At 64.9% G+C, this 22,283-nt stretch carries 19 protein-coding genes and 1 pseudogene; 3 read left to right on the top strand and 17 right to left on the bottom strand.

From position 1 onward, the window contains the following. Positions 1–212: 212 nt before the first annotated feature. Both G572_RS0118250 and G572_RS0118245 read right to left on the bottom strand, forming a co-directional pair. A complete protein-coding gene (locus G572_RS0118250; RefSeq protein WP_029059704.1) occupies positions 213–842 on the bottom strand; it encodes a DUF1638 domain-containing protein in 630 nt (209 codons plus the stop codon). 3 nt (positions 843–845) lie between these two features. Beyond that, positions 846–1,553 (bottom strand): corrinoid protein, encoded by a 708-nt coding sequence (locus tag G572_RS0118245; RefSeq protein WP_029059703.1) that lies wholly within the window; start codon positions 1,551–1,553, stop codon positions 846–848. 193 nt (positions 1,554–1,746) lie between these two features. Here G572_RS0118245 and G572_RS26805 point away from each other — a divergent pair, with 193 nt between their 5' ends. Continuing rightward, positions 1,747–2,814: a methylglyoxal synthase gene (locus tag G572_RS26805; RefSeq protein WP_029059702.1), complete on the top strand. Its 1,068-nt coding sequence runs from the start codon at positions 1,747–1,749 to the stop codon at positions 2,812–2,814. Positions 2,815–2,981: 167 nt separating this feature from the next. Here the strand turns inward: G572_RS26805 and G572_RS26855 are convergent. The 8 genes and pseudogenes from G572_RS26855 to G572_RS0118200 all read right to left on the bottom strand — a co-directional run. Continuing rightward, positions 2,982–3,098 (bottom strand): annotated as a pseudogene (locus G572_RS26855) (DUF1214 domain-containing protein); the annotation flags it as partial. 117 nt (positions 3,099–3,215) lie between these two features. After that, on the bottom strand, positions 3,216–4,889 hold the full coding sequence (locus G572_RS0118235) for a methyl-accepting chemotaxis protein (RefSeq protein ID WP_208979150.1): 1,674 nt from the start codon (positions 4,887–4,889) through the stop codon (positions 3,216–3,218). Positions 4,890–4,915: 26 nt separating this feature from the next. Further along, positions 4,916–5,482 carry a hypothetical protein gene (locus tag G572_RS0118230; protein WP_208979149.1) on the bottom strand — a complete coding sequence of 189 codons (567 nt, stop codon included), beginning with the start codon at positions 5,480–5,482 and terminating at the stop codon, positions 4,916–4,918. Positions 5,483–5,819: 337 nt separating this feature from the next. Further along, complete coding sequence (locus G572_RS0118220; protein WP_029059699.1) at positions 5,820–7,490, bottom strand: formate--tetrahydrofolate ligase; 1,671 nt, start codon at positions 7,488–7,490, stop codon at positions 5,820–5,822. Positions 7,491–7,642: 152 nt separating this feature from the next. Further along, positions 7,643–8,485 (bottom strand): 3-mercaptopyruvate sulfurtransferase, encoded by an 843-nt coding sequence (sseA, locus tag G572_RS0118215; RefSeq protein ID WP_029059698.1) that lies wholly within the window; start codon positions 8,483–8,485, stop codon positions 7,643–7,645. A gap of 37 nt (positions 8,486–8,522) precedes the next feature. Continuing rightward, positions 8,523–9,239, bottom strand: a complete 717-nt coding sequence (locus tag G572_RS0118210) for an alanyl-tRNA editing protein (RefSeq protein WP_029059697.1) — start codon at positions 9,237–9,239, stop codon at positions 8,523–8,525. Positions 9,240–9,321: 82 nt separating this feature from the next. Further along, on the bottom strand, positions 9,322–10,770 hold the full coding sequence (gene cls, locus G572_RS0118205; RefSeq protein WP_051242714.1) for a cardiolipin synthase: 1,449 nt from the start codon (positions 10,768–10,770) through the stop codon (positions 9,322–9,324). A 13-nt stretch (positions 10,771–10,783) separates the two neighbouring features. Then, entirely contained in the window at positions 10,784–11,824 is a 1,041-nt protein-coding gene (locus G572_RS0118200) for a cysteine synthase A (RefSeq protein WP_029059695.1), read from the bottom strand. Positions 11,825–12,206: 382 nt separating this feature from the next. Between G572_RS0118200 and G572_RS0118195 the strand changes: the two genes are divergently transcribed. Together G572_RS0118195 and G572_RS0118190 are read left to right on the top strand one after the other, a co-directional pair. After that, positions 12,207–12,854, top strand: coding sequence for a ChrR family anti-sigma-E factor (locus tag G572_RS0118195; RefSeq protein ID WP_029059694.1), 648 nt, complete (start codon positions 12,207–12,209; stop codon positions 12,852–12,854). A gap of 104 nt (positions 12,855–12,958) precedes the next feature. Further along, positions 12,959–13,807, top strand: a complete 849-nt coding sequence (locus tag G572_RS0118190) for an SDR family NAD(P)-dependent oxidoreductase (protein ID WP_029059693.1) — start codon at positions 12,959–12,961, stop codon at positions 13,805–13,807. A 9-nt stretch (positions 13,808–13,816) separates the two neighbouring features. Here G572_RS0118190 and G572_RS0118185 read toward each other — a convergent pair whose 3' ends face one another. The 7 genes from G572_RS0118185 to G572_RS0118155 form a co-directional block, all read right to left on the bottom strand. Beyond that, positions 13,817–15,157: an MFS transporter gene (locus G572_RS0118185; RefSeq protein ID WP_029059692.1), complete on the bottom strand. Its 1,341-nt coding sequence runs from the start codon at positions 15,155–15,157 to the stop codon at positions 13,817–13,819. A gap of 9 nt (positions 15,158–15,166) precedes the next feature. After that, positions 15,167–16,396, bottom strand: coding sequence for an SAM-dependent methyltransferase (locus G572_RS0118180; protein ID WP_029059691.1), 1,230 nt, complete (start codon positions 16,394–16,396; stop codon positions 15,167–15,169). Positions 16,397–16,425: 29 nt separating this feature from the next. Next, positions 16,426–17,256 carry a DUF1365 domain-containing protein gene (locus G572_RS24610; protein WP_037547416.1) on the bottom strand — a complete coding sequence of 277 codons (831 nt, stop codon included), beginning with the start codon at positions 17,254–17,256 and terminating at the stop codon, positions 16,426–16,428. 2 nt (positions 17,257–17,258) lie between these two features. After that, entirely contained in the window at positions 17,259–18,563 is a 1,305-nt protein-coding gene (locus tag G572_RS0118170) for an NAD(P)/FAD-dependent oxidoreductase (RefSeq protein ID WP_029059690.1), read from the bottom strand. A 14-nt stretch (positions 18,564–18,577) separates the two neighbouring features. Beyond that, positions 18,578–20,056, bottom strand: a complete 1,479-nt coding sequence (locus tag G572_RS0118165) for a cryptochrome/photolyase family protein (RefSeq protein ID WP_029059689.1) — start codon at positions 20,054–20,056, stop codon at positions 18,578–18,580. Positions 20,057–20,331: 275 nt separating this feature from the next. Then, a complete protein-coding gene (locus tag G572_RS0118160) occupies positions 20,332–20,973 on the bottom strand; it encodes a hypothetical protein (protein WP_208979148.1) in 642 nt (213 codons plus the stop codon). A 406-nt stretch (positions 20,974–21,379) separates the two neighbouring features. Continuing rightward, complete coding sequence (locus G572_RS0118155) at positions 21,380–22,189, bottom strand: molybdate ABC transporter substrate-binding protein (protein WP_029059687.1); 810 nt, start codon at positions 22,187–22,189, stop codon at positions 21,380–21,382. Between the last annotated feature and the right edge of the window lie 94 nt (positions 22,190–22,283).

Raw genomic sequence — 22,283 nt, 5'->3', positions numbered from 1 at the left:
AACCGGCATGTCATCGGTGCACAGACGACACGCGTAATCCTGAATGCGACAGGATGACGCCGCCGTTTTTCTTGGAGGCCATGTATTGGGGCGCGCGTGTTCCGTAGTGCGTCGTAAAACCGGGGCGGGAACACTTGGGAGCGGGGCTTGAGACGCCCCGCCGGGCTGCCTGCCGGCGGGTGTCCGACATCGAAGGTCAGGCGTCGCCGTCGTCAGGCGTGCTGCCTGAGCCGGGCCTCCAGGAGGCCGTAGCCGGTGTGGCGCTGCGCATAGGCAAGGCCGATGCGCTCGGCCGCCGCCCGCGCCCGCGCCTCGAGGGCCGGGTCGGGCGCCTGGACCAGATAGAGCAGGCGCGTGTAGTTGCCGAAATAGGCGTCGCGCAGCTCCGGGTGGGTGTCGAGGCCGAGCGGCCGGATCACCAGCGTCTCGAAGTGGCGGGCGAGAAAGTCGGTGAGGTAAAAGGTGCCGGGCTCGCTCTCCGCTTCCGCGTCGAAGACATCGAGGCCGGCGAAGAACGCATAGCAATGCGCGCCCTCGATCCGCTCCACGCCTTCGTCTTCGAGCACCTTGTCGAGAAGCCCGCCGGTGCCGCAATCGCCGTAGCCGATCAGGATACGCTCATAGTCGTGGCGCGCGACGTGGATTGCCCGGCGCACGGCGTCGGGGATCTTTTCCGGCCGGTTGTGAAGCTGGGCGGGCAGGCACTGAAGGTCGATGTGGGTCAATCCGTGCTGGCGCGTGATCGCCAGCACCTCGTTGGCCAGCGCGCCGCAGGCGATGACCAGAACGCGACCGCCCGGCACGGGGCCGGGCGACTGCGTGTCCGGGGCCGGGCGGCTCATGTCCTAGCCCGCGCGGGCGGCCAACTGGTTGTGCCGCCGTGCGATCAGGTCCTTGGCGAGTTCGACGGTGACGGCGGCATCGCGGCCATAGGCGTCCGCGCCGACGGCCTGGCCGAATTCTTCGTTGAGCGGCGCTCCGCCGACCATGACGATGTAGTCGTCGCGAATGCCTTTCTCGACCATCGCGTCGATCACCACCTTCATGTAGGGCATGGTGGTGGTGAGCAGCGCCGACATGCCGAGGATGTCGGGCTTGTGCTCCTCGAGCGCCGCCAGATAGTTCTCGACCGGGTTGTTGATGCCGATGTCGATCACCTCGAAGCCGGCGCCCTCCATCATCATGGAGACGAGGTTCTTGCCGATGTCGTGGATGTCGCCCTTGACGGTGCCGATCACCATCTTGCCGACCTTCGGCGCGCCGGTTTCCGCCAGAAGCGGGCGCAGGATCAGCATGCCGGCCTTCATGGCATTGGCCGACATCAACACTTCCGGCACGAAGAGGATGCCGTCGCGAAAGTCGACTCCGACGATGCGCATGCCCTCGACAAGCGCCTTGGTCAGCACCTCGTAGGGTGTCCAGCCGCGGCCCAGCAGGATGTTCACGCCCTCGACGATTTCGTCCTTGAGGCCGTCATAAAGATCGTCATGCATCTGCTCGACGAGATCATCGTCGGACAGGGACGCGAGATCGAGGTCTTCTTCTTCCGACATTCGGCGCTCCACATGCGGGAGGGACATGTATATCTAGGTGATATTACTGTGAGCGCTGCGCCGCCGCGTCGATATCGTCAAAGCGACATGCGGGGTCTCCGGTGCGACAGAGGCTGCTGCGAGCCACCGGCTTCGCGGCCGTGTGGCCTTCGAGCCCGGATTTCGCCGGCACGACGGAAGGAACCGAAACCAGATGGCCTTCGATTTCATCTTCATGCTGACAGAGGACGACAGCACGGTCCCCGACGCGCGGCGCCGGCTGGACGAGGTGCTGGCCGGCGGCGCGCGGCACATCGGTTTCAAGGACGTCGGCCTGCCCGTCGGCGAGCTGAAGGCGCTGGCACGGGAGATCCGTTCGGCCGGAGGGCGCGCCTATCTCGAGGTCGTCAGCCTCGATGGCGAAAGCGAGCGGCGTTCGGCGCGCGCTGCCATCGAACTGGAGGTGGATTGCCTGCTCGGCGGCACGCGCGCGGCCGAGATCGCGCCGATGCTGAAACCCCATCCGGTGCGCTACTATCCCTTTCCCGGTGACATCGTCGGTCATCCGAGCGTTCTCTCCGGCACCGTCGAAACCATCACCGACAGCGCCCGACGCCTTGCGGACCTGGAAAGCGTCGACGGCTTCGATCTGCTCGCCTACCGCTTCGACGGCGATGTGCGCGCATTGATGGCCAGCGTCTGCTCCGCGGTCGACAAGCCGGTGATCATGGCCGGCAGCATCGACCGGGCAGAGCGTATCGAGGCGGTGGCGGAAGCGGGCGGCGCCGGCTTCACCGTCGGCACGGCGGCGCTCAAGGGCCAGTTCGCAGCCCCCGAAGAGGGGCTGACGGCCCAGGTGCGCGCGATCCTGGCGCTGACGCTCAAGGCCCGCGCCCGCTCCACCGCCCCGCGCCGCATCGCACTCGTCGCGCACAACGCCCGCAAGACGCAATTGCGCGCCTGGGTCGCCCGTCACGCCGACGTCCTGCGGCGCCAGAAGCTGATCTCCACCGGCGGCACCGGCGCGATGCTGCTGGAGGCTGTGCCGGATCTCGCCATCCACCGGCTGCAGCGCGGCTCTCACGGCGGTGACCAGCAGCTGGGCGCGCTTGTTGCCACCGGTGAACTCGATGCGGTGATCTTTTTCGCCGATCCGCACGGCCATCACGCCAGCGACGTCGACCTGATGGCGCTGACACGGCTTGCGATCCTGCACGACACGCCGATTGCCTGTTCACCGGCGGCAGCGGACCTCGTGGTGAGTGCAAGCCTGGGGCGGTGAGACGAGCACCGCGACCGGGCAATAAGACCGCCCGGCCTGCCGTTTCTTGCGATGCGCATTGCCGTTTTCGGATGCCATGTCGCCCCCATTTCCGGGGCCACACCCAGGTCTCCGGTTCGAAGTCGCCCGATTTTCAGCGATGTGTCGTTGCTGTCGATGCCTGCCAGTTTCTGCGACGTTTCGAGCAGCGATCGCGTCTGGTTATCGTAAGCGACGAAGGACCAGAACGCCTTGGCCGGGATCGGCCCGGGCAGGGTGACCTTGTCGGTCTTGCCGCCGTCGAAAAGAGTGTATGCCTGTCGGTGCCGAAAGGTAGGCAAAAGGGCGGGGGACGCCTGATCCCGGAACGAAAAAAGGCGGAGCCGGGGCTCCGCCTTTCGTCGTTACGGGGTGCGGACGGCTTACGCCGCGCGGACTTTGGTCAGGAACTCGCGCATCGCCAGCTGGAGATTGTCGGAGCGTTCGTGCAACTGGCCGACAGACGCCTTCATGTCCGAGCTGAGGCGACCCGTTTCGCCGGCGCCATGGCTGACCTGGGAGATCGATGCCGACACGCTGGCTGTCCCCTGCGCGGCCTCGGCGACGCTGCGGGCGATCTCCGTGGTCGCGACATTCTGCTCTTCGGCTGCCCCCGACATGGCGTTGGTGTTTTCCGAGATCTCCTGCACGAGGCCGGCGACCACGTCCGAGGCGGAGGTCGAGGCGTCTGCCGCGTCGCGCATTTCGGAAATCTGGCGATCGATTTCCTCGGTCGCCTTTGCCGTCTGTTCGGCGAGCGCCTTGACCTCGGAGGCAACGACGGCGAAGCCCTTGCCTGCTTCTCCGGCACGCGCCGCCTCGATGGTGGCATTCAGCGCCAAGAGGTTTGTCTGTTCGGCGATGTCGGTGATCAGCTTGGTGACGTCGCCGATGCGCGCGACGACGCGCTGCACGGTTCCGACCGCCTCGCTGGAGCGCCCGACTTCGGTTTCCGCCTTGCGCGCGATCTCCGAGGAGGTGCGCACCTGCTCGGTGATGGCGCGGATCGATGCGGAAAGCTCTTCCGTGGCACTGGCGACCGTGTTGACGTTGGTGGTGGCCTGTTCGGCCGCGGCCGACACGGAGACGGACTGCTCGTTCGTCTGGTTGGCAATGTCGGAGAGCGACGTCGAGGAGCCGCTCAACCGGTCGAGCATCGCGATGATTTCATCCGAAATGGTCATCACGGTCGCCTCGAAGTCGCTGGCGACCTGTTCCATCTCATCGCGCTTCTGGCGTTCCGCATCGAGACGCTGCTGGCTGGTATCGGCCTCCAGCTGACGGGTCCGGATCAGGTTGTCGCGGAACACGTCGAGCGCCAGGCCCATCGAGCCGATCTCGTCGGTGCGCTTGCCGAAGTCGACGCTCTGGTCCGTGTCGCCCTTGGCTAGTTTTTGCGTGATGTCGCAAAGCTGGGTCAGCGGCCGCGAGACGAGTGCGTGGTTGAGGAAACCAAGAAGGATCGCGACCGTCGTGATCAGGCCCGCGCTTGCGACCGCGATCACCCAGACCAGCGACAGTGCCGCGTTCTGGAGTTCTACCGATTCCGCCCGATGCGAGGCGATGGCGTTGGAAAAGGCCTCGGAGCGGTTGCGGACCGCTTCCAGCAGCTCGGTGCTGTCCTTCGTGACCTCGATGGCGCGCGCCAGGTCGACAGTCTCGGGCTTGCGCATGTATTCGATCTGCTTCGCGGCGATCCTGTTGTTCCAGTCCGTCCATGCGCCTTGCACGTCGGCGAGGCGCGCCGTTTCGGAAGGCAGGTCGGCAGAGACCATCGCGCCGATGTTCTGGAACTCGCTCTGGATCATTGTGCGGTGCGTGTTGGCCTCGGCAAGCCAGTCGCGGTTGCCGGTCAGCAGGAACGTCTTGACCGCGAGCGCCTGCTCGACGATCAGCGCGTCGAGCGAATAGGCCTTTTCGCTCATCTGGGAAAGCTCGTTCGCCGTCCCGACTTCGGTCAGGGCGCCGGAGGTGTTCACGGCGGTGACGATCCCCGACGCCGCGCCGATGAGGGCGAGTGCGAAAAACGCAGTCGCACCCTTTTTGCTAACTGACAAATTTCGAAACATAATCTTCTTTCGCCTTAAGAGCCGGTGGACATGCGCCGCTGGAGTTCGGTCAGGTTGAATTCGATGGTGGCCGCCCCGATTGCCTTGCCGGTCTGCGGGTCGGCGATCGACATGTTCATCTGGGCGCGCCAGATCTTGTTGTCGCCGTCCCACTCCGGTTCGTCGACGAACACGGCGTCCGGGCCATTGGGGAAGGTCTTCTGGAACTTGGCCTCGTCGCCCTGCCAGTAGTCGCCCGTGATGGAACTCTGGCCGACGTTCAGCCCGTTTGCGTCCATGATGAAGATCTCGGGGTAGAGGCCGACCGACTTTGCCTGGATGCGAAGCAGGTAGATCGACAGGGGAGCGGACAGCGTCGCGGCGATCAGCGGCTTGTCGTCCGCTTCGCGTTCACTGCGCCACTGGGTGTCGAGGGCATCGATCTCGCCCTGAGCGAGTTGGCCGCGCAGGTCGTTCTGCGCGTTCACCGACAGCGCGACGATCGGATTGGCAAGCCAGGAGCGGACCTCGGAGACCACGTCCGGTGTCAGAAGCGCGGTGGCGTCTGGCGCCGTGTCGGCGGCCAGGACGGTTTGGGTCAATACCGCAAAACTAACAGCAGCAAGTCGGAAGCGCATCTTCAAGCCTTTCGAAAGAAATCGAATTGCGAAGATCTTGCAACCGAGAAAGTTAATTTGATATAAACAGGAAGTAGATTTTAAAATCACTAGTATTTTAATGTATATATTGTTTATGTATCTTGTTTTTGAGGTGGGGAATTCGCTGCGTCTAAAGACCTGTAAATTGTATTATCGGTAGAAATATCACTGTGTATTCGATTTTGCGAAAAAACGGAACGGTTGTGCCGGTCCGCGTCGGTCCCCGGCCGGAAAAAAGCGCGGCCCGGGCCGCGCTCATTATGTTTCTGACGTAGGGTTTCTAAAAAAGGCCCTCGATCGATCCGGCGTCGTCAAGCCGGATGTGGTTCGCCGAAGGGATCTTCGGCAGACCCGGCATCGTCATGATTTCCCCGCAGATTGCGACGATGAAGCCGGCCCCGGCCGACAGGCGCACCTCGCGCACCGGCACGGTGTGTCCCGTCGGTGCGCCGCGCAGGTTCGGGTCGGTTGAGAAGGAATACTGGGTCTTGGCCATGCACACCGGCAGATGACCGAAGCCGTCGGCCTCCCACTTGTGCAACTGGTCGCGCACCGTCTTTTCCGCGATTGCCTCGTCGGCACGATAGATGCGCCGCGCGACGGTCTGGATCTTCTCGAACAGCGGAAGGTCGTCTTCGTAGAGCGGGGCGAATTGCGCACTGTCGCCGTCGACCATTTCAACCACCTTGCGGGCAAGCTCTTCGGTTCCCTCCGACCCCTTCGCCCAGTGCTGGCACAGGATGGCCTCCACGCCTTGCTCCTTCGCATACTCCCGGATCGCGGCGACCTCGGCGTCCGTGTCGGTGACGAAGTGGTTGATCGCCACGACGACAGGCACGCCGAACTGCTTCACGTTCTCGATGTGGCGTCCGAGGTTCACGCAGCCCTTTTTCAGAGCCTCGACGTTTTCCTTGCCCAGATCGTCCTTGCCGACGCCCCCGTTCATTTTCAGGGCGCGAATGGTGGCCACGATCACGGCGGCCGAAGGCGAAAGGCCCGCCTTGCGGCACTTGATGTCGAAGAATTTCTCCGCGCCGAGGTCCGCTCCGAAGCCGGCCTCCGTCACCACATAGTCAGCGAGCTTCAGCGCGGTCTTCGTCGCCACGACGGAATTGCAGCCGTGGGCGATGTTGGCGAAGGGGCCACCGTGGATGAAGGCGGGGTTGTTTTCCAGCGTCTGCACGAGGTTCGGCTGCATCGCCTCCTTGAGCAGGACGGTCATGGCGCCATCGGCCTCCAGATCGCGGGCGGTGACGGCCGTGCGGTCGCGGCGATAGCCGACGACGATGTCGCCGAGCCGTGCTTGCAGGTCGTCAAGATCGGCCGCAAGGCACAAGATGGCCATGATCTCGGAGGCCACGGTGATGTCGAAGCCGGCCTCGCGCGGATAGCCGTTGGCAACGCCGCCGAGCGAGGACACGATCTGGCGCAACGAGCGGTCGTTCATGTCCATCACGCGGCGCCAGGTGATGCGACGTACGTCGATGTCCAGCGCATTGCCCCAGTAGATGTGATTGTCGATCAGGGCCGACAGCAGATTGTGGGCCGAGGTGATGGCGTGGAAGTCGCCGGTGAAATGGAGGTTGATGTCTTCCATCGGCACGACCTGGGCATGGCCGCCGCCGGCAGCGCCACCCTTCATGCCGAAGCAGGGGCCGAGCGAGGGTTCGCGCAGGCAGATCGCGGCTTTCTTGCCGATGCGGTTGAGGCCGTCGCCCAGGCCGACCGAGGTTGTCGTCTTGCCTTCGCCGGCGGGTGTCGGGTTGATTGCGGTGACGAGCACGAGCTTGCCGTCGGGACGGTCGGAAAGGCTCTTGATGAAGTCGGAGCGCACCTTTGCCTTGGTGGAGCCGTAGCTCTCCAGGGCTTCGGCGGGAATGCCGAGTTTTTCACCAATCTCCGCAATCGGCCGTGTCTTCGCCGCGCGCGCAATCTCGATATCGCTCGCCATAACCCCAGTCCTCCTGCGGCCGGGTTTCGACAGGGCCCGGCGGTTTTCTTCGTGAGAGCCGGCGCGAGGCTAGAAGACCCGGCGCGCCGGCAGTGTTGAATTTGCGACGCGCCCTTGTCCCACAATCGACGTGGCGGACCGCCGTGTCGGGGTCAGCTGTCGCCGGTGGCAACGGGCGTATCCTCGCGCCCGCCCCAGTCGGTCCAGGAACCGTCGTAGACAGGCGCCTTGTTCTGTCCGGTGACCGACAGCGCCAGCGACAGGATCGCGGCGGTGACGCCGGATCCGCAGGTGGTGACGACCGGTTTCGAACGGTCGACGCCCGCCGCATCGAAGGCGGCTTTGAGCGCCTGCGTGTCTTTCAGCCGACCGTCGCGCATCAGCTCGCTGAAGGGCAGGTTCATCGCACCCGGCATATGTCCGCCGCGAAGCCCCGCGCGCGGTTCGGGGTCGCTTCCGGCGAACCGGCCGCGCGAGCGGGCATCGAGCACCTGTCCGCCGGCCTCCAGCGTACGGGCGACCTTGGCGCGGTCGGCGACCAGGCCGTGGTTGAGGCGGGCGGTGAAATGCCGGTCGCCACGCGGGGCCGGGTCCATGTCCTCGACCGGATGGCCCTCGGCCTGCCAGCGCGGCAGGCCGCCATCGAGCACGAAGACATCCTCCACCCCCATGGCGCGGAACATCCACCACACGCGCGCGGCGGAATACAGGCCGACGCCGTCGTAGATGACGATGGTCTGGCCGTCGCCGATGCCGAGCTTGCGCATCATGGAAGAAAAGACATGCGCCGGCGGCAGCATGTGCGGCAGGTCGCTTGCCGGATCGCTGATCGCGTTCACGTCGAAGAACACCGCGCCGGGAATGTGGCCCGTGCCGTATTCCGGCTGGGCGTCGGGCTCTCCGACCGGCGGCAGCCAGGCGTTGACCACGACGACATCCGGGGAGGCAAGCTTGCCGGCGAGCCAGGCGGGGGAGACGAGGGGCGAACTGGACATGAAGGACGAGCTCCGGAAAAGCGGCTGGCAGGGCGGATCAGTCGATAAGGCGAATGCGGACCCGGCGGTTCTGCCGGCCCTTCTTTTCGATCTTGGGTACCTCGATCGGCCCGATCTCCGAGGTGCGGCTGACGTGGGTGCCGCCGCAGGGCTGGAGATCGATGTCCGCACCGATGCGAATGAGGCGCACGCGGCCAGAGCCCATCGGCGGCTTGACGCTCATGGTCTTCACCAGGTCGGGGTTCGCCTCGAGTTCGGCGTCGGTGATCCATTCGCTGGTGATCGCATGATCGCCGGCGGAGATCTCGTTCACCTTTGCCGCGATCTCCTCCTTGTCCAGCACCGCCTCGGGCAGGTCGAAATCGAGCCGTCCGTCGCCGTCGGAGATCTGCCCGCCGGTGACGGGGAAGGGGAGCACCACGGACAGAAGATGAAGCGCGGTGTGCACCCGCATCAAACGGTAACGCCGTGCCCAGTCGAGATGCAGCACCACTTTCTCGCCGACGTGCGGAAGGGCGCTGCCTTCGGCGGGCACATGCACGATCTGGGACCGGTCCTCGCCGTAGACGGCGGTCGCCAGGGTCACCGCCTCGCCATCGGCACGCTCCAGCGTGCCGCTGTCGCCGGGCTGTCCGCCGCCGGTTGCATAGAACACGGTCCGGTCGAGCACGATGCCGCCGCGATCCGTGATGGCGGAGACGGTTGCCTCGCAGGTGCGAAGGTAGGCGTCGTCGCGAAAAAGCAATTCTGTCATGAAGTCCCCGGGCCGATTCCGATTGAGGAGCAAGACTAGCCGATCGCTTGCGGCATTCAAATGCCGAGGGCGCACCCTGCGCTTACAGGATCGGCGAGAACAGCCGCGCCGCCTGCGCGACGAGACGGAAGGCGAAGGACCGCGATGCCAGGTCTTCCTGAGTCGCCTCGCGCGACCGGGAGAAGTCCTCGGCCAGCATGTCCGCGACCCGCGTGATCGTGCGCTGATGGGTGAACCACAGCATCACCTCGAAGTTGATGCGGAAGGAGCGGGCGTCGAAATTGACCGTGCCGATTCCGGCGAGCGCATCGTCGACCAGGATGACCTTCTGGTGCAGGAAGCCGGACGTGTAGCGATAGACCTTGATGCCATATTCCGTCATGTCGTCGGCATGGGCGTAGCTTGCCAGCCAGACGAGACGGTGGTCGGCCTTTTCGGGCAGGAGGATGCGCACGTCGACGCCGCGCATGGAAGCGGCAAGCAGTGCGGTCTGCATCGCCTGTTCGGGCACGAAATAGGGACTGACGATCCAAAGGCGCTTGCGCGCCCTGGCGATGACCTCGGCGAAAGCGATGCCGCAGTCCTCGAAAGTGTCCGCCGGACCCGTCGGCATGGTCAAAACCGGCTCGTCGCCCGGTTGCGGGATGGGGTCCGGCAGGCTGGGATCGATCGGCTCTCCGGTCGCCCAGTGCCAGTCCTCGCCGAAGGACAGCGAACAGGCGCTTGCCGCCGGGCCCTCGACGCGCACGTGGGTGTCGCGCCAGTGGCCGAATTCCGGCGACAGGCCGAGGTATTCGTCGCCGACATTGTGCCCGCCGACCCAGGCGGTTTCCCCGTCGACCACGACGATCTTGCGGTGATTGCGGTAGTTGAGGCGCATCGGGCCGCTGAGGCGCAGCAGCTTGAAGCGTTCGTTGAACCCTGCCACATGAACGCCGGCGTCGCGCAGCTTTTGAACATATCCGCGCGACAGGCTCTTGCTGCCGACGTCGTCGTAAAGCAGATGGATGCGCACGCCCGCCCTTGCCCGTTCGATCAGGCTGTCGGCGAGTCGCTGGCCGATGCCGTCGTCGCGCACGATGAAGAACTGGACGAGGACGGTGCGCTTTGCCGAGGCAATGCCTGCGAGGATGGAATCGAACGTGTCGGGGCCGTTGATCAGCACCTCGACCCTGTTTCCGGCCAGAAACGGTATCTGCGCGATTTTCGTGAGCACGGGCCAGCTTGTGCTCGTGTCGGCATCGGCGAGCTTCATGTTGCGGGCGCGTTCCGCGCGGGTGTCGCGCCCGGCGTAGGCCCGCACTTCCTTGTAGTCGCCGAAGTGTTTCCAGCCGAACACCAGATAGACGAAGGCGGTGGGAAACGGCAGGAAGAGCAGGGCCATCAGCCAGCCGATGGAGCCTTGCGCGGTGCGCGAATGCAGGATCTCCCGCACCGCGCAGACCGCGGCGAGAACATAGATCGCAAGCGTGAGGGCGGCGATGATCGGCAGATTGTCGAGAAACAGCCCGATCAGGTCCAGGTCCTGCATCACCGGCGCCTGCTCATGTCGTCTCTTCGAAGGGCACGGAAACGTCGCTCTCGCGGTCGAGCCAGGCGGGAACGGGAAGGTCCTTGGAGCGCAGGAATTGCGGATTGAACAGCTTGGACTGGTAGCGCGTGCCGTAGTCGCACAGGACCGTCACGATGGTATGCCCGGGCCCCATCTCGCGCGCCATGCGGATCGCGCCGGCAACGTTCACCCCCGAGGAGGCGCCAAGGCACAGGCCCTCGTGTTCCAGAAGGTCGAAGACGACGGGAAGCGCCTCGGCATCCGGAATCTGGAAAGGCATGTCCACCGGGGCGCCTTCGAGATTGGCGGTAATCCGGCCCTGGCCGATCCCCTCGGTGATGGAGGAGCCCTCGGCCTTCAGTTCGCCATGAGCGTAGTAGTTGAAGAGCGCGGCCCCCATCGGGTCGGCGATGCCGATCTTCACGTCGCGGCTGCGCTCCTTCAGCGCCATGCCGACGCCGGCGAGTGTGCCGCCGGAGCCGACCGCGCAGATGAAGCCGTCGACCTTCCCCTCGGTCTGGCGCCAGATTTCCGGACCCGTCGTTTCGACATGCGCCTGCCGGTTGGCGACATTGTCGAACTGGTTGGCCCAGATCGCGCCATTCGGTTCGCTTTTGTTCATCTGTTCGGCCAGCCGGCCGGAAATCTTCACGTAGTTGTTCGGGTTCTTGTAGGGCGCGGCGGGCACCTGGACGAGTTCCGCGCCGGCCAGGCGCAGCATGTCCTTCTTTTCCTGGCTCTGCGTCTCGGGAATGACGATCACCGAACGGTAGCCGAGCGCATTGCCGACCAGCGCCAGTCCGATGCCGGTGTTTCCCGCTGTTCCCTCGACGATCACGCCGCCGGGCCTCAGCGCGCCGCGGGCCTCGGCGTCGCGAATGATGTAAAGCGCCGCGCGATCCTTCACCGATTGGCCGGGATTGAGGAACTCCGCCTTCCCGAGGATCTCGCATCCGGTCATTTCCGAGGCGCGGTTGAGCCTGATGAGCGGCGTGTTGCCGATGGCGTCGATGACAGAAGCCTTGATATCCATGCGTATCGTCATTCCGGTTTGGCCGGCGGAACGGATGCCGCCGGGCGAGATGCGTGTCTGCGCTGGGCTTCGAAGATAGGCGGTGGAGCGTTCCGTCTCAAGCGGGGGAGCGATTGGCCGGACCCGTGTTGATAATTCGCGGCTGGCTGTTCTTCAAAGCTGCTCGATCAATGTTCGTTCAATCCATAGAATTTGGAAATTAAGCCATTCTGCGCTGATCCGGCGCCGGGTGGAGAGCGTAGCACGGGATATGAACGGCGCGAAGTCTCTGCTGAAGCCGTTGGATTTGGAATTTGGCGCGATGCCCGCGATCCGGTATGACGGGTCCCGCACGATCTGTGTTTGGCGGGCGTCTGCGCTTGAGACAAAGGTGTTTGCGGGAATGGACCAGTCACATCAGCACTTCGATGCGTTGCTTGCCGGCTATGTCGCGGGAACGCTTGCGGAGCCGGCACGGCTTCTGGTGCGGTCTCATCTCGACCTGTCGCCTGTCAATCGCGCATTCGTCCGCGATCTCGAGGCCACCGGCGGACGCATGCTGGAAGACGTGGCGCCAATGCCGCTTGCCGACCGGGATGCCATGCTTCAGGCCATCTTCGACAGCCCCGAAGAGGAGCGGATTTCGGTTGCGCCGAAGCCCGCCGGAAAGACGCGCCTTCCGCAAACCCTGGTCGACTTTATCGGCAAGGACTTCGACGAGCTGGCGTGGAAGACGAAACTTCCCGGGCTGCGCGAATATCGCGTCGGCGAGATCGACGGGTGCAACGCAAGCCTTCTGTGGATCCGCGCGGGGCAGGCGATGCCGACCCACACCCACCACGGCACGGAACTGACCCTGGTGCTCGAAGGCGGTTTCAGCGACGAGGGCGGTCATTTCGTGCGGGGCGATGTCGCCTATGCCGATGACGATGTCGACCACCGTCCGATCGCCGACGAGGGCGAGGACTGCCTGTGTTTCGCGGTTACCGAGGGAAGTCTGCGCCTTACCGGCCCCGTCGGGCGGTTTTTCGCGCCTTTCCTGCGCGGTTGACGCGAGGCAACCCGGACTTCAGCCCGGTTTTCGCACCTCGCACCTGATCCGAAGCGATCCGTCTTCGCGCATGTTCGTACATCTGTATGAAGCGAGGAGATCCAATGACGTTCAACCCATCCGACTTTACCGCGACGCCCGATGACGGCGTCGCCTGGATCACCGGCGCGAGTTCCGGCATCGGAGCGGCCCTTGCCCGCAAGCTTGCCGGCGAGGGATGGCGCGTCGCCGTGACGGCGCGCTCGGCCGACGACCTGCACGCCCTTGCCGCGGACTGCGCCGGCGCCTCCGGCGAGATCCGTGTTTACCCAGGCGACACCACCGATGCCGCGCGCATGGCGCAGACCGTCGCCGAGATCGAGGCCGATGCCGGTCCGATTGCTCTGGCGGTGCTCAACGCCGGCGTCTATCTGCCGGTCGACGGCACGAATCCGGATCTCAAGGCGTTTCACAAGTCCTTCGACGTCAATCTCGGTGGCACGGTGAATTCGCTGGTGCCGCTGGTCGAGGCGATGCGCGGGCACGGTCGCGGACAGGTCGCGCTCGTCGCCTCGGTCGCAGGATACGGCGGCCTGCCGACGTCGGCGGCCTATGGCGCGACCAAGGCCGGACTGATCAACCTGGCCGAGGCGCTGAAATTCGACCTCGACCGCATCGGCGTGCGCATCCAGATCGTCTCGCCGGGCTTCGTGGACACGCCGGCGACCAAGAACAATCCCTTTCCGATGCCGCATCTGATGCAGGTCGAGGAGGCGGCGGCGCGGCTGCATGCCGGGCTCAAGCGCCGCGGCGTTTTCGAGATCACTTTCCCACGCCGCTTCACATGGCAATTGAAGGCGCTGCAGCTGCTGCCTTACCGTTGGTATTTCGCGTTGCTCGGCCGGACGACGGGGTGGTCGAAAAAGGGGCCGCCCTCCGCCGCGCGCGCGGATGTCGCCGACGCCGCCGAATAAGCCGCGCCTTCAGGCGCGGGCCTGTTCGGCCGCAATCCGCTCCGAGAGGCGGGCGTGTTCCCGCGCGTCGAGCGGAAACCGCCACATCAGCAGGATGGCGGCAAGCTTCAGGATCACCGGAACGATGGCGTAAAGGGCCACCAGAACGGCAAGTCCCCCGGTCGCGCCGCTTTCGGCGTTCGTTTCGAACCCCGAAAGTTCCAGCACGGGAAACGCCAGGCCGACGGCGAGCGCCAGCGACAGTTTTGTCGCCAGTCCCCAGAGCGCGAAGTAAAGCCCGGAGCGGCGCGCGCCGGACGACACCGTGTCGACGTCAATGACATCGGCCTGGATGGAGGAGGGCAGGGCGAGATCGGCACCGAGTGCAAGTCCCGTGAGCACGCAGATGACGGCGAACCCCCAAAGGTCTCCGGGGCCGAGCAACGGCACGGTGATGAAGACCGCGCAGGCGCCCAGCATCGCGACAGACCAGGTGCGGTGCTTGCCGAAGCGCCGGCTCACCGCAAGCCACAGCGGCACGCCGGCGACTCCGCACAGGAAATAGAGAAACAGGAACGGCCCCTGCATTTGCGGCGCTTCCAGCACGCGCGCCACGAAAAACAGGAACAGCGTCGCCGGAAGGCCGTTGGCGAAGCCGTTGAGCACGAAGGCGGCGAGCAGGCGCAGGAACGGCCGGTTGGCGCGCACATGCTTCAGCCCCGCGCGCAAGGGCGGTGCGACGCGCCCGGTGTCTGCGGGTTCCGGCAACCTCCAGACGGCGACAAGCGTCAGCAGCGGTAACGCGAGCGCCACAAAGAGGGCGAGGATATGGAGCGACAGCGCCTGGCCTTTCGCGCCGAGCGCTTCGGCGATCCCGGGAACGGAAACCGCAAGCAGCGTGCCGACGAGCACCATCCCCTCGCGCGCGCCGGCGATCCGGCTGCGCCCGTGATAGTCCGACACGAGATCGGCGCCCCAGGCGGTATAGGGAATGACGCAGGCCGTGTAGCCGAGCGACAGCGCGATGCCCCAGCCAAGCAGATAGACGCCGCTCGCCCCCTCCGGCGGGGTAAGGATCATGTAGGCGGCAAGGGCGGCCGGCAGGGAGGCTGCGAGAAACCAGCCCCTGCGCCGTCCGAGCGGCGGGTGGAGCCGGTCGGAGAGCACGCCGACGACCGGGTCCGACAGCGCGTCGATCAGCCGGACGGCAAGCAGGATGATCCCGACTTGCGCCAGTGGCAGGCCGATGCTCTCGGCGTAGAACGTCGGCAGGATGACGTAGAGCGGCAGCGTGAGCGCGGCCAGCGGCAGGGCCGGTCCTGCGTAGGCCGCCAGCTGCGTGAAGGAGACGCCGCGACCCGCGGGACTCATCGCCACGGATCAGGGTGCCTTCACGTAGATCATCTGCCGCACGTCGATGTTGCCGGAGCGAAAGCCCGCTTCGCAGTAGTGGAAGTAGAACTCCCAAAGCCGCTTGAAGCGCTCGTCGAATCCGAGCGGGCGGATGCGCGGCCAGGCGGCCCAGAAGCGCTGACGCCACTCCTCAAGCGTGCGCGCATAGTCGTGGCCGAAGATTTTCTGCGCCGCCAGCGTCATGCCGCTGCGCGAGCCAAGCTCGTCGAGCGTGCGCGGAGGCGGCAGCATTCCGCCCGGAAACACATGCCTTTGAATGAAGTCCGGCGTCTTGCGGTAGTCGTCGAACAGCGCGTCCTGGATGGTGATGATTTGCAGGCCGGCGCGTCCGCCGTCCTTCAGGCAACCCGCGATCTTGTGGAAATAGGTCTGCCAGTACTGTTCGCCGACCGCCTCGAACATTTCGATCGAGGCGACCCGGTCGTATTGGTTCGTTTCGTCGCGGTAGTCCTGCAGCTTGATGGTGACCTTGTCGTTGAGGCCGCCCTCCTGCATGCGCCGGCAGGCGAAGTCGTATTGCTCCTGCGAGATGGTCAGGCCGGTGACATTCGCACCGATCTCGCGCGCGACAAACTCTGCGAACCCGCCCCACCCGCAGCCGATCTCGAGCACGTGGTGGTCGGAACGGATATCGGTCTCGCGCGCGAGCGACTGGTACTTGAGGCGCTGTGCCTGCTCCAGATCGTTGACGCCTCCGTCGAACAGCCCGGACGAATAGGTCATCGTCGGATCGAGCCACTCGCTATAGAACGCATTGCCCAGATCGTAGTGCGAGGAAATGTTGCGCCGCGACCCGGACTTCGTGTTGCGGTTCAGCCAGTGCCGGAGACGGATCAGCATGCGGTAGACGCGGGTGCCGCGCAGCATGTCGGCGGTGGCGTCGCGGTTGCGGCAGAACAGCTCCAGAAACGTGGTGACGTCGGAACTGGTCCATTCGCCGGCCATATAGGCTTCGCCGACGCCCACGTCCGCGCCGCTCAGCAGACGGCGGATGAAGCGCCAGGAATGGATCGTCACGTCCGCGTCCGGCCCCGGTTCCTCGCCGCGCACCACATAGCGGTGTCCCTCCGGCGTTTCGATGGTCAGCGACCCGACCTTGAGGTTGAGCGCGACGCGCATGCCGAGGCGCGCCAGCCGCGGAAGGCCGGCGAGCGCATGGCGCGCGTTGTCAGGTGTGAGATGAATTGCAGTCGACATGGTCAAACCTCGTCAAACGGCCGGGGCGGTCAAACCCTGGGGGAAGCGGTGGTGCGCGAAATCGCGCTTGGGCGTTTTGACGGCGAGTGAAATGGTGCCCCTTTCCACCACAGTTTGAGAGCCTCCCAGTGGATGCCTGCCACCACTTTGAGTGTCATGAACGGAATTTTCAAGCAGACAACTACCGCATTGCGTGTGGTCAGAGCGCGTTGCGTGCCCGCGAAACTGGCAGAAAGAATGGGGCCGTCCGCGTCGCTTTCAAGGATGCGCAGACGAACGGCGTCGCCGGGCGGCAGGATGCGAAAGCGGTAGGTCTGCTGCATGTCGAGGAAAGGCGAGACGTAAAACGCCTTGTCGCGGGTTTGCCGGATGCCTTCCGGCCCACTCTGGCCATCCTTCACCGGCTCCACATAGGTGTGGATGTCGCCAAAGGTGTTGCGCACCTCGTAGATCAGCGCGATCAGCCGGTCGTCGGCGTCATAGGCAAAATAGACAGAAAGCGGATTGAAGACGAAGCCGAACACGCGCGGATAGCACAAGAGAAGCACCCGCGACGCCGTGGTCGTTACGCCATGCGCTGCAAGTTGGGCATCGACGTGCGCGCGCAGGGATGTTCCGTCGCGCGGACCGTGGTCGGTCTCGCGAAAGCTCAGAAGATTGAACCGCCCGACCGAAAATGCCCGCGACCTGCGCGCCGCCTCCTCCAGCCTGTCGAGATCGATCAACAGGGTGAAAACGGTATAGGTGAACCGGTGGCCGAAGGGCTTCAGCCGCGCATGCATGACCTTGCCGGGATAGAGCGCTGCCGCGTCCGCCGGGGGCGGGCCGTTGTCGGGCCAGGTTGTCGCAACATGCCGCATGCTCACTCCGCCGCTTCTGCCGCGCGCGCCGTGCCGTCGGCGTCGATGCGCCACGGGATCTCCGCGCCGATGGCCTCTGCGGCCGCAAGCCCTGCCTTCAGGCCGTCCTCGTGGAATCCGTAGCCGCACCACGCTCCGCAATACCAGGTGTTGCCGCTTCCCTGGATCTGGCCGAGCGCGTTTTGCGCGGAAATCGCCGCACCGTCGAACTGGGGATGATCGTACTCGAAGGTGGCAAACGTGAGGTCGGGATGCGGGGGCTCGACCGGATTGAGGCTGACGAACACCGGCTTGTCCTCGGGAAGGTTCTGCAGGCGGTTCATCCAGTAGGTGACCGAGGCGTCGCGGAAAGGCGCGTCGGAATCGCTCGACGCAAGGTAGTTCCACGAGGCCCAGACCCGGCGGCGGCGCGGCATCAGCGCGCGGTCGCGATGCAGATAGACCGCATTCGGCCGGTAGCGGACCGACCCCAGGATATTGCGTTCCTCCGGCGTCGCATCGCCCAGCATTGCCAGCGTCTGGTCGGAATGCGCGGCCATGACGACCCGGTCGAAGACATCCTCATGCCCGTGGGTGTCGCGCACATGCACCTTGCCGGCCTTGCGGGTGACCTCGGCGACCGGTGTCGAAAGCCGGATGTTGTCGCGAAACGGGGAAACCAGCCGGTCGACATAGCTGCGGCTGCCGCCCGACACCGTTCTCCAGATCGGCCGGTCCCGGTTGACCAGCCGGTGGTTTTCAAAGAACGCGATGAAGTTTTCCGCCGGGAAGGCCAGCATGTCGGAGGGTGGGGTCGACCAGATTGCCGCCCCCATCGGCAGCAGGTAGTCGCCGGTGAAACTCTTGGAAAAGCGGCGTTTGGCGAGATAGGCCTCAAGCGAGAGGCCCGCCAGCATGCCCGACGCCCGGTCGAGCACCGCTAGCTTGTTGAACCGCAGGATTTCACGCAGCATCCACAAAAAGCGCGGCGAGGCGGCGTTGCGCCGCTGACCGAACACGGTGTTGAGATTGCAGCCTGCCCACTCGCGCACGCCGCGATCGAGCGAAAACGCGAAGCTCATGTTGCTGCCTTCCGTTCCCACGCCGAGATGGTCGAGAAGCGCGGTGAAGTTCGGATAATTCAGCTCGTTGTAGACGATGAAGCCCGTGTCCACGGACAGGGGTGTGCCGCCATGATCAATATCGACCGTCGCGCTGTGGCCACCCGGGCGCGCGCGTTTTTCGTAAAGCGTCACGTCGTGGCGTTCGCTCAGGGCCCAGGCGGCGCTGTTTCCGGCGATGCCCGATCCGATGACGGCAATGCGCATGGCGTGTCCTTTTCTTATGCAGCGTTTTTTATGGATTGGAATGCGTCAAGGGCGCGCTGGCGCGCCTTGCCGTGATCGACGACCGGGCGCGGATAGGTGGTGCCCAGACGCACGCCTGCATCCACCAGAACGGACGCGGGCGCCTCATGCGGCTTGAAGAGGTATTTGTCGGGGACGTTCGCCAGTTCGGGCACCCAGCGGCGCGTGTAGTCGCCGGCCTTGTCGAACTTCTCGCCCTGGGTGGTCGGGTTGAAGATCCGGAAATAGGGGGCGGCATCCGCGCCCGAACCGGCAATCCACTGCCAGCTTGCCGAATTGTTGGCGTCGTCGGCGTCGACGAGCGTATCCCAGAACCATGCCTCGCCCGCCCGCCAGTCCATAAGAAGGTGTTTTACCAGGAAGGAGCCGACGACCATGCGCACGCGGTTGTGCATGTAGCCCGTGTGCCAAAGCTCGCGCATGCCGGCATCGACCAGCGGATAGCCGGTCTGGCCCTTGGTCCAGGCGTGGAACTCCGCCGCGTTCTCGCGCCAGGGGAAGGCGTCGAACTTCGGCTGGAAGTTCTCGTGGGGGAGGGTTGGAAAGTGGAACAGCAGGTGGTGGGAAAACTCCCGCCAGCCGAGCTCCGCCTGAAATTTGGCAAGCGTCGTGTCGCCAACCGCCGTGCGGCCGTCGTCGGCGCGATGCTCCGCTGCGGCCCAAATGCGGCGTGGCGAAATCTCGCCGAACCTGAGGTGTGGCGACAGCATCGAGGTGACGGCGGCAGCCGGCTCGTCGCGGTGGCCGGCGTAGTCGGCAAGCCGGTCGGACAGAAAACTCTCAAGCCGCGCAAGCGCACCGGACTCGCCCGGAGTCCAGGTCTCGCGCAATCCGCCTGCCCAGTCGGGGCGGGTGGGAAGAAGCGCCCAGTCTGCAAGGCGCTCGCTGTGCGGAAGATCGTCCCGGCCCGTCGTCGGGCGGGGTGCCGGGTCGGGCTTGCCGGCGGGATGGGGCATCGCCCCAAGGGCACGTGCGGCCCGCCAGAACGGAGTGAACACCTTGTAGGGGGCGCCGTTGCCGGTTTTCACCTCCCAGGGTTCGACAAGAAGCGCGGCGTTGAAACTTGACGTTTCCACGCCGTTTCGCTTCAGGTCCGCCTTGATCCGCGTGTCGGTCGCGACGCCGCCGGGATCGTATCGGCGGTTCCACACGACGCGGGCGGCGGCGACCTCGCCAACGACCTCGGATACGACATCCCCGGCCGTGCCGCGCCGCAGGATCAAAGCGATCCCGAGTGTCTCGAGGGCGTCGCGAAGTGCGGTCAGAGAATGGTGCAGCCACCAGCGGCTTGCCGCGCCGAGTGGGCGAGGGCCGGGTGTCTCGTCGTCGAGGACATAGAGTGCGATGACCGGACCGCCGCCGTCGAGGGCGGCTGCCAGGGCAGGGTTGTCATCGATGCGCAGATCGTTTCGAAACCAGACGACGGTTGCGGCGGGAATTTCTTTTTCGACCATTGTCCGTGAAAGTCCGGGTCCAGGGGCGCTTGCAATTCCTTCTTACGGCCGCTTGTCCTTGATGGATTAGCGTTTTTGGCACCAGGACGCGAAAAGATTTCGGGCCACCGCTCGCCGCGCGCGATGCTGCGGAAAACGGTGGCCCGTGAGGGGAGGCCGGCGTCGGGTCGCGGGGAAGCTTCTCCGGGCCGGAACCTGAAAATCTCGTCGGTTGTTCCGGCAGGCCGCGAAGACGGCCTGCCAAAACCGGTCGTGGGGCGCGTGATGTAAACCCGTCAGGCCCGGAAGGGTTCCGTAAGCCAGTTCCACGCAACAAGCACGCCATCGGTCGCGGCAGCGAGACTTGCAACGATGGCTGTCCAGATGCGTTCGCCGAAGGCGGCGATCCGCATCATCGCGGTCGATTCCTGCGTCGGCGTCTGTTCCACGAACTCGATCGCGGTCTGGACGGAGGGCGCGTCGACGACCCGGCGCGTGACCACCAGCCGGGCATCGGGGGCGACGCGCGACTCGTCGGTTTTCGCGACGGTTTGCGCGGGATCGGCGCTGTCGTCGAGAAGGGCGCGTACGACGACGGCCCGACCGTTCGGCAGCAAATGGGTCTCGTTGTGCGAAACCTCGCTGTCGTAGACGACCTCGCCGTGTTCGTCGATCAGCTCGACCCAGACGGCGGTGCGACCGTTCAGCTCGACCTCGCCGACCCAGATCGCGTAGTCATCCGATCCCGAAGACGTGCCTTCAGGGATTCCAAGCGTGACGGCGAGACGGTCGCTGGGAAGCAGGAAGGTTTCCCTGTCCTGTTTCTTCAGGTCGCGCTCATTGGTGACGTCCAGCGCCATCGCGCTGCCGCCTGCAAGTGTCATGGCGAGTGCAGCGGCAAGTGCCGTGTGTCGCCCAAGTCTCTTCATGCCAAACATTCGCGCCTCCCAAGGCCTGGCGCTCCCGACTTTTACGCATCGGTGAGCGCCTGAATGTCGATACCGTTAAGATCTGGTGTCCGACGTCGGTTTATTCTAGACGCCACACTGACGAGACTTGCTCAAACATCCTGACGAAACCGTAATATGGATCACAAACTGAAGGGTTCTCGTTTGTAAAAATTTAACCGAAACAGTTCCTGGCTATGCAAGTCGTTGAAAGAAATTCGATTTTCATGCAGGCGGGAATGGGGCGGACATGAGGCGTAATCGTGACACGGTAAACGTCACGTTTTCGTGATCGGCCCGGATTTTTGTTGTCTGCGGCCTTTTTTCAACGGTTTCGGCTTTGCGCGCCGTCGATGCCGGATAGCTCAAGAATGCGCAAGGCCGGGATATTCGTCCCTCAGGGCGCGTCGGGGGTGCCGGCGACCGAGAAGCCGTAGGAGGCCAGGATCTCCTGCCCCGCGGGAGACAGGATGAAAAACGCGAGCTGCCACGCAGCCTCCGGCGCATCCTTCACGACTGTGAGGCCGTAGGCAGCGCCGACGGAAAGGACGGGCGGAAGCTGAACGATCCGCAAGGCCGGAACGTCCCGCTGCGCGAGGACTGCATTGGTGCAATAGGTCAGGAAGAGGTCGGCCTTGTCCGTTTCCATCACCCAGCCGTAGGGATTGCGTCCCTCCGGTGCCTTGGCGCTGTCCTTGCCGCCGGTAAGCTGAAGCGCCTTGGCCTTGAGGGTCTCGCCCGCACCGCTTGAAACGGTCTCCGCCTTGTCGAACACCTGGAAGGCGTAGTCGCCGGCCGGGTCCGCCTTGGGCGTCGAGGTTCCGACCCGAACTTGCGGATCCAGCATGGTGGCAAGCAGCGTGTCCGGTTTCACCGTCAGGTCCGCCTGCACGAGCGCGCAAAGCCGGTTGCGGGCGAAGAGGGCAACCGGACCGGTCGTGCCGGCTTTGGAGAGGGTCGTCGGGTGTTTCATGTTGGCGGAGGCGTAGACCTCGGCCGCCTCGCCGCCCTCGATGCGCTCGCGCAGCAGGCCGGAGGGGCCGAACGTGCGGTCCACGGGGCGGCCGTGGGTTTCCTGGTAAAGATCGGCGATATCGCTCATGGCGGCCTTGAGGCTGCCGGCGGCATGCAGTTTGACGGATGTGTCGGCCATCGTGGGGATCGTGAAGAGGGACAGGACAACGGCGGTCGCAAGCGCAAGGCGCATCGCTGGTCTCCGAAAAGGCTTGAAGGAAGAGAGGGGCGGCGGGAGGAACAGGCCGGGCGCAGTGCCCTGTCGGGGGGGCGGCGAGTGTGCCGCA

Source organism: Stappia stellulata DSM 5886 (assembly GCF_000423705.1).
Classification (GTDB): Bacteria; Pseudomonadota; Alphaproteobacteria; order Rhizobiales; family Stappiaceae; genus Stappia; species Stappia stellulata.
This window is presented reverse-complemented; position numbering and strand designations above follow the sequence as displayed.

Coding starts and splice junctions, on each gene's coding strand:
- G572_RS26805 (WP_029059702.1), top strand. CDS start 1,747: ATGGCCTTCGATTTCATCTTCATGCTGACAGAGGACGACAGCACGGTC.
- G572_RS0118195 (WP_029059694.1), top strand. CDS start 12,207: ATGGACCAGTCACATCAGCACTTCGATGCGTTGCTTGCCGGCTATGTC.
- G572_RS24610 (WP_037547416.1), bottom strand. CDS start 17,256: ATGCGGCATGTTGCGACAACCTGGCCCGACAACGGCCCGCCCCCGGCG.
- G572_RS0118180 (WP_029059691.1), bottom strand. CDS start 16,396: ATGTCGACTGCAATTCATCTCACACCTGACAACGCGCGCCATGCGCTC.
- G572_RS0118200 (WP_029059695.1), bottom strand. CDS start 11,824: ATGGATATCAAGGCTTCTGTCATCGACGCCATCGGCAACACGCCGCTC.
- cls (WP_051242714.1), bottom strand. CDS start 10,770: ATGCAGGACCTGGACCTGATCGGGCTGTTTCTCGACAATCTGCCGATC.
- G572_RS0118170 (WP_029059690.1), bottom strand. CDS start 18,563: ATGCGCATTGCCGTCATCGGATCGGGCATCGCCGGAAACAGCGCCGCC.
- G572_RS0118190 (WP_029059693.1), top strand. CDS start 12,959: ATGACGTTCAACCCATCCGACTTTACCGCGACGCCCGATGACGGCGTC.
- sseA (WP_029059698.1), bottom strand. CDS start 8,485: ATGTCCAGTTCGCCCCTCGTCTCCCCCGCCTGGCTCGCCGGCAAGCTT.
- G572_RS0118250 (WP_029059704.1), bottom strand. CDS start 842: ATGAGCCGCCCGGCCCCGGACACGCAGTCGCCCGGCCCCGTGCCGGGC.
- G572_RS0118220 (WP_029059699.1), bottom strand. CDS start 7,490: ATGGCGAGCGATATCGAGATTGCGCGCGCGGCGAAGACACGGCCGATT.
- G572_RS0118155 (WP_029059687.1), bottom strand. CDS start 22,189: ATGCGCCTTGCGCTTGCGACCGCCGTTGTCCTGTCCCTCTTCACGATC.
- G572_RS0118165 (WP_029059689.1), bottom strand. CDS start 20,056: ATGGTCGAAAAAGAAATTCCCGCCGCAACCGTCGTCTGGTTTCGAAAC.
- G572_RS0118185 (WP_029059692.1), bottom strand. CDS start 15,157: ATGAGTCCCGCGGGTCGCGGCGTCTCCTTCACGCAGCTGGCGGCCTAC.
- G572_RS0118210 (WP_029059697.1), bottom strand. CDS start 9,239: ATGACAGAATTGCTTTTTCGCGACGACGCCTACCTTCGCACCTGCGAG.
- G572_RS0118160 (WP_208979148.1), bottom strand. CDS start 20,973: ATGTTTGGCATGAAGAGACTTGGGCGACACACGGCACTTGCCGCTGCA.
- G572_RS0118245 (WP_029059703.1), bottom strand. CDS start 1,553: ATGTCGGAAGAAGAAGACCTCGATCTCGCGTCCCTGTCCGACGATGAT.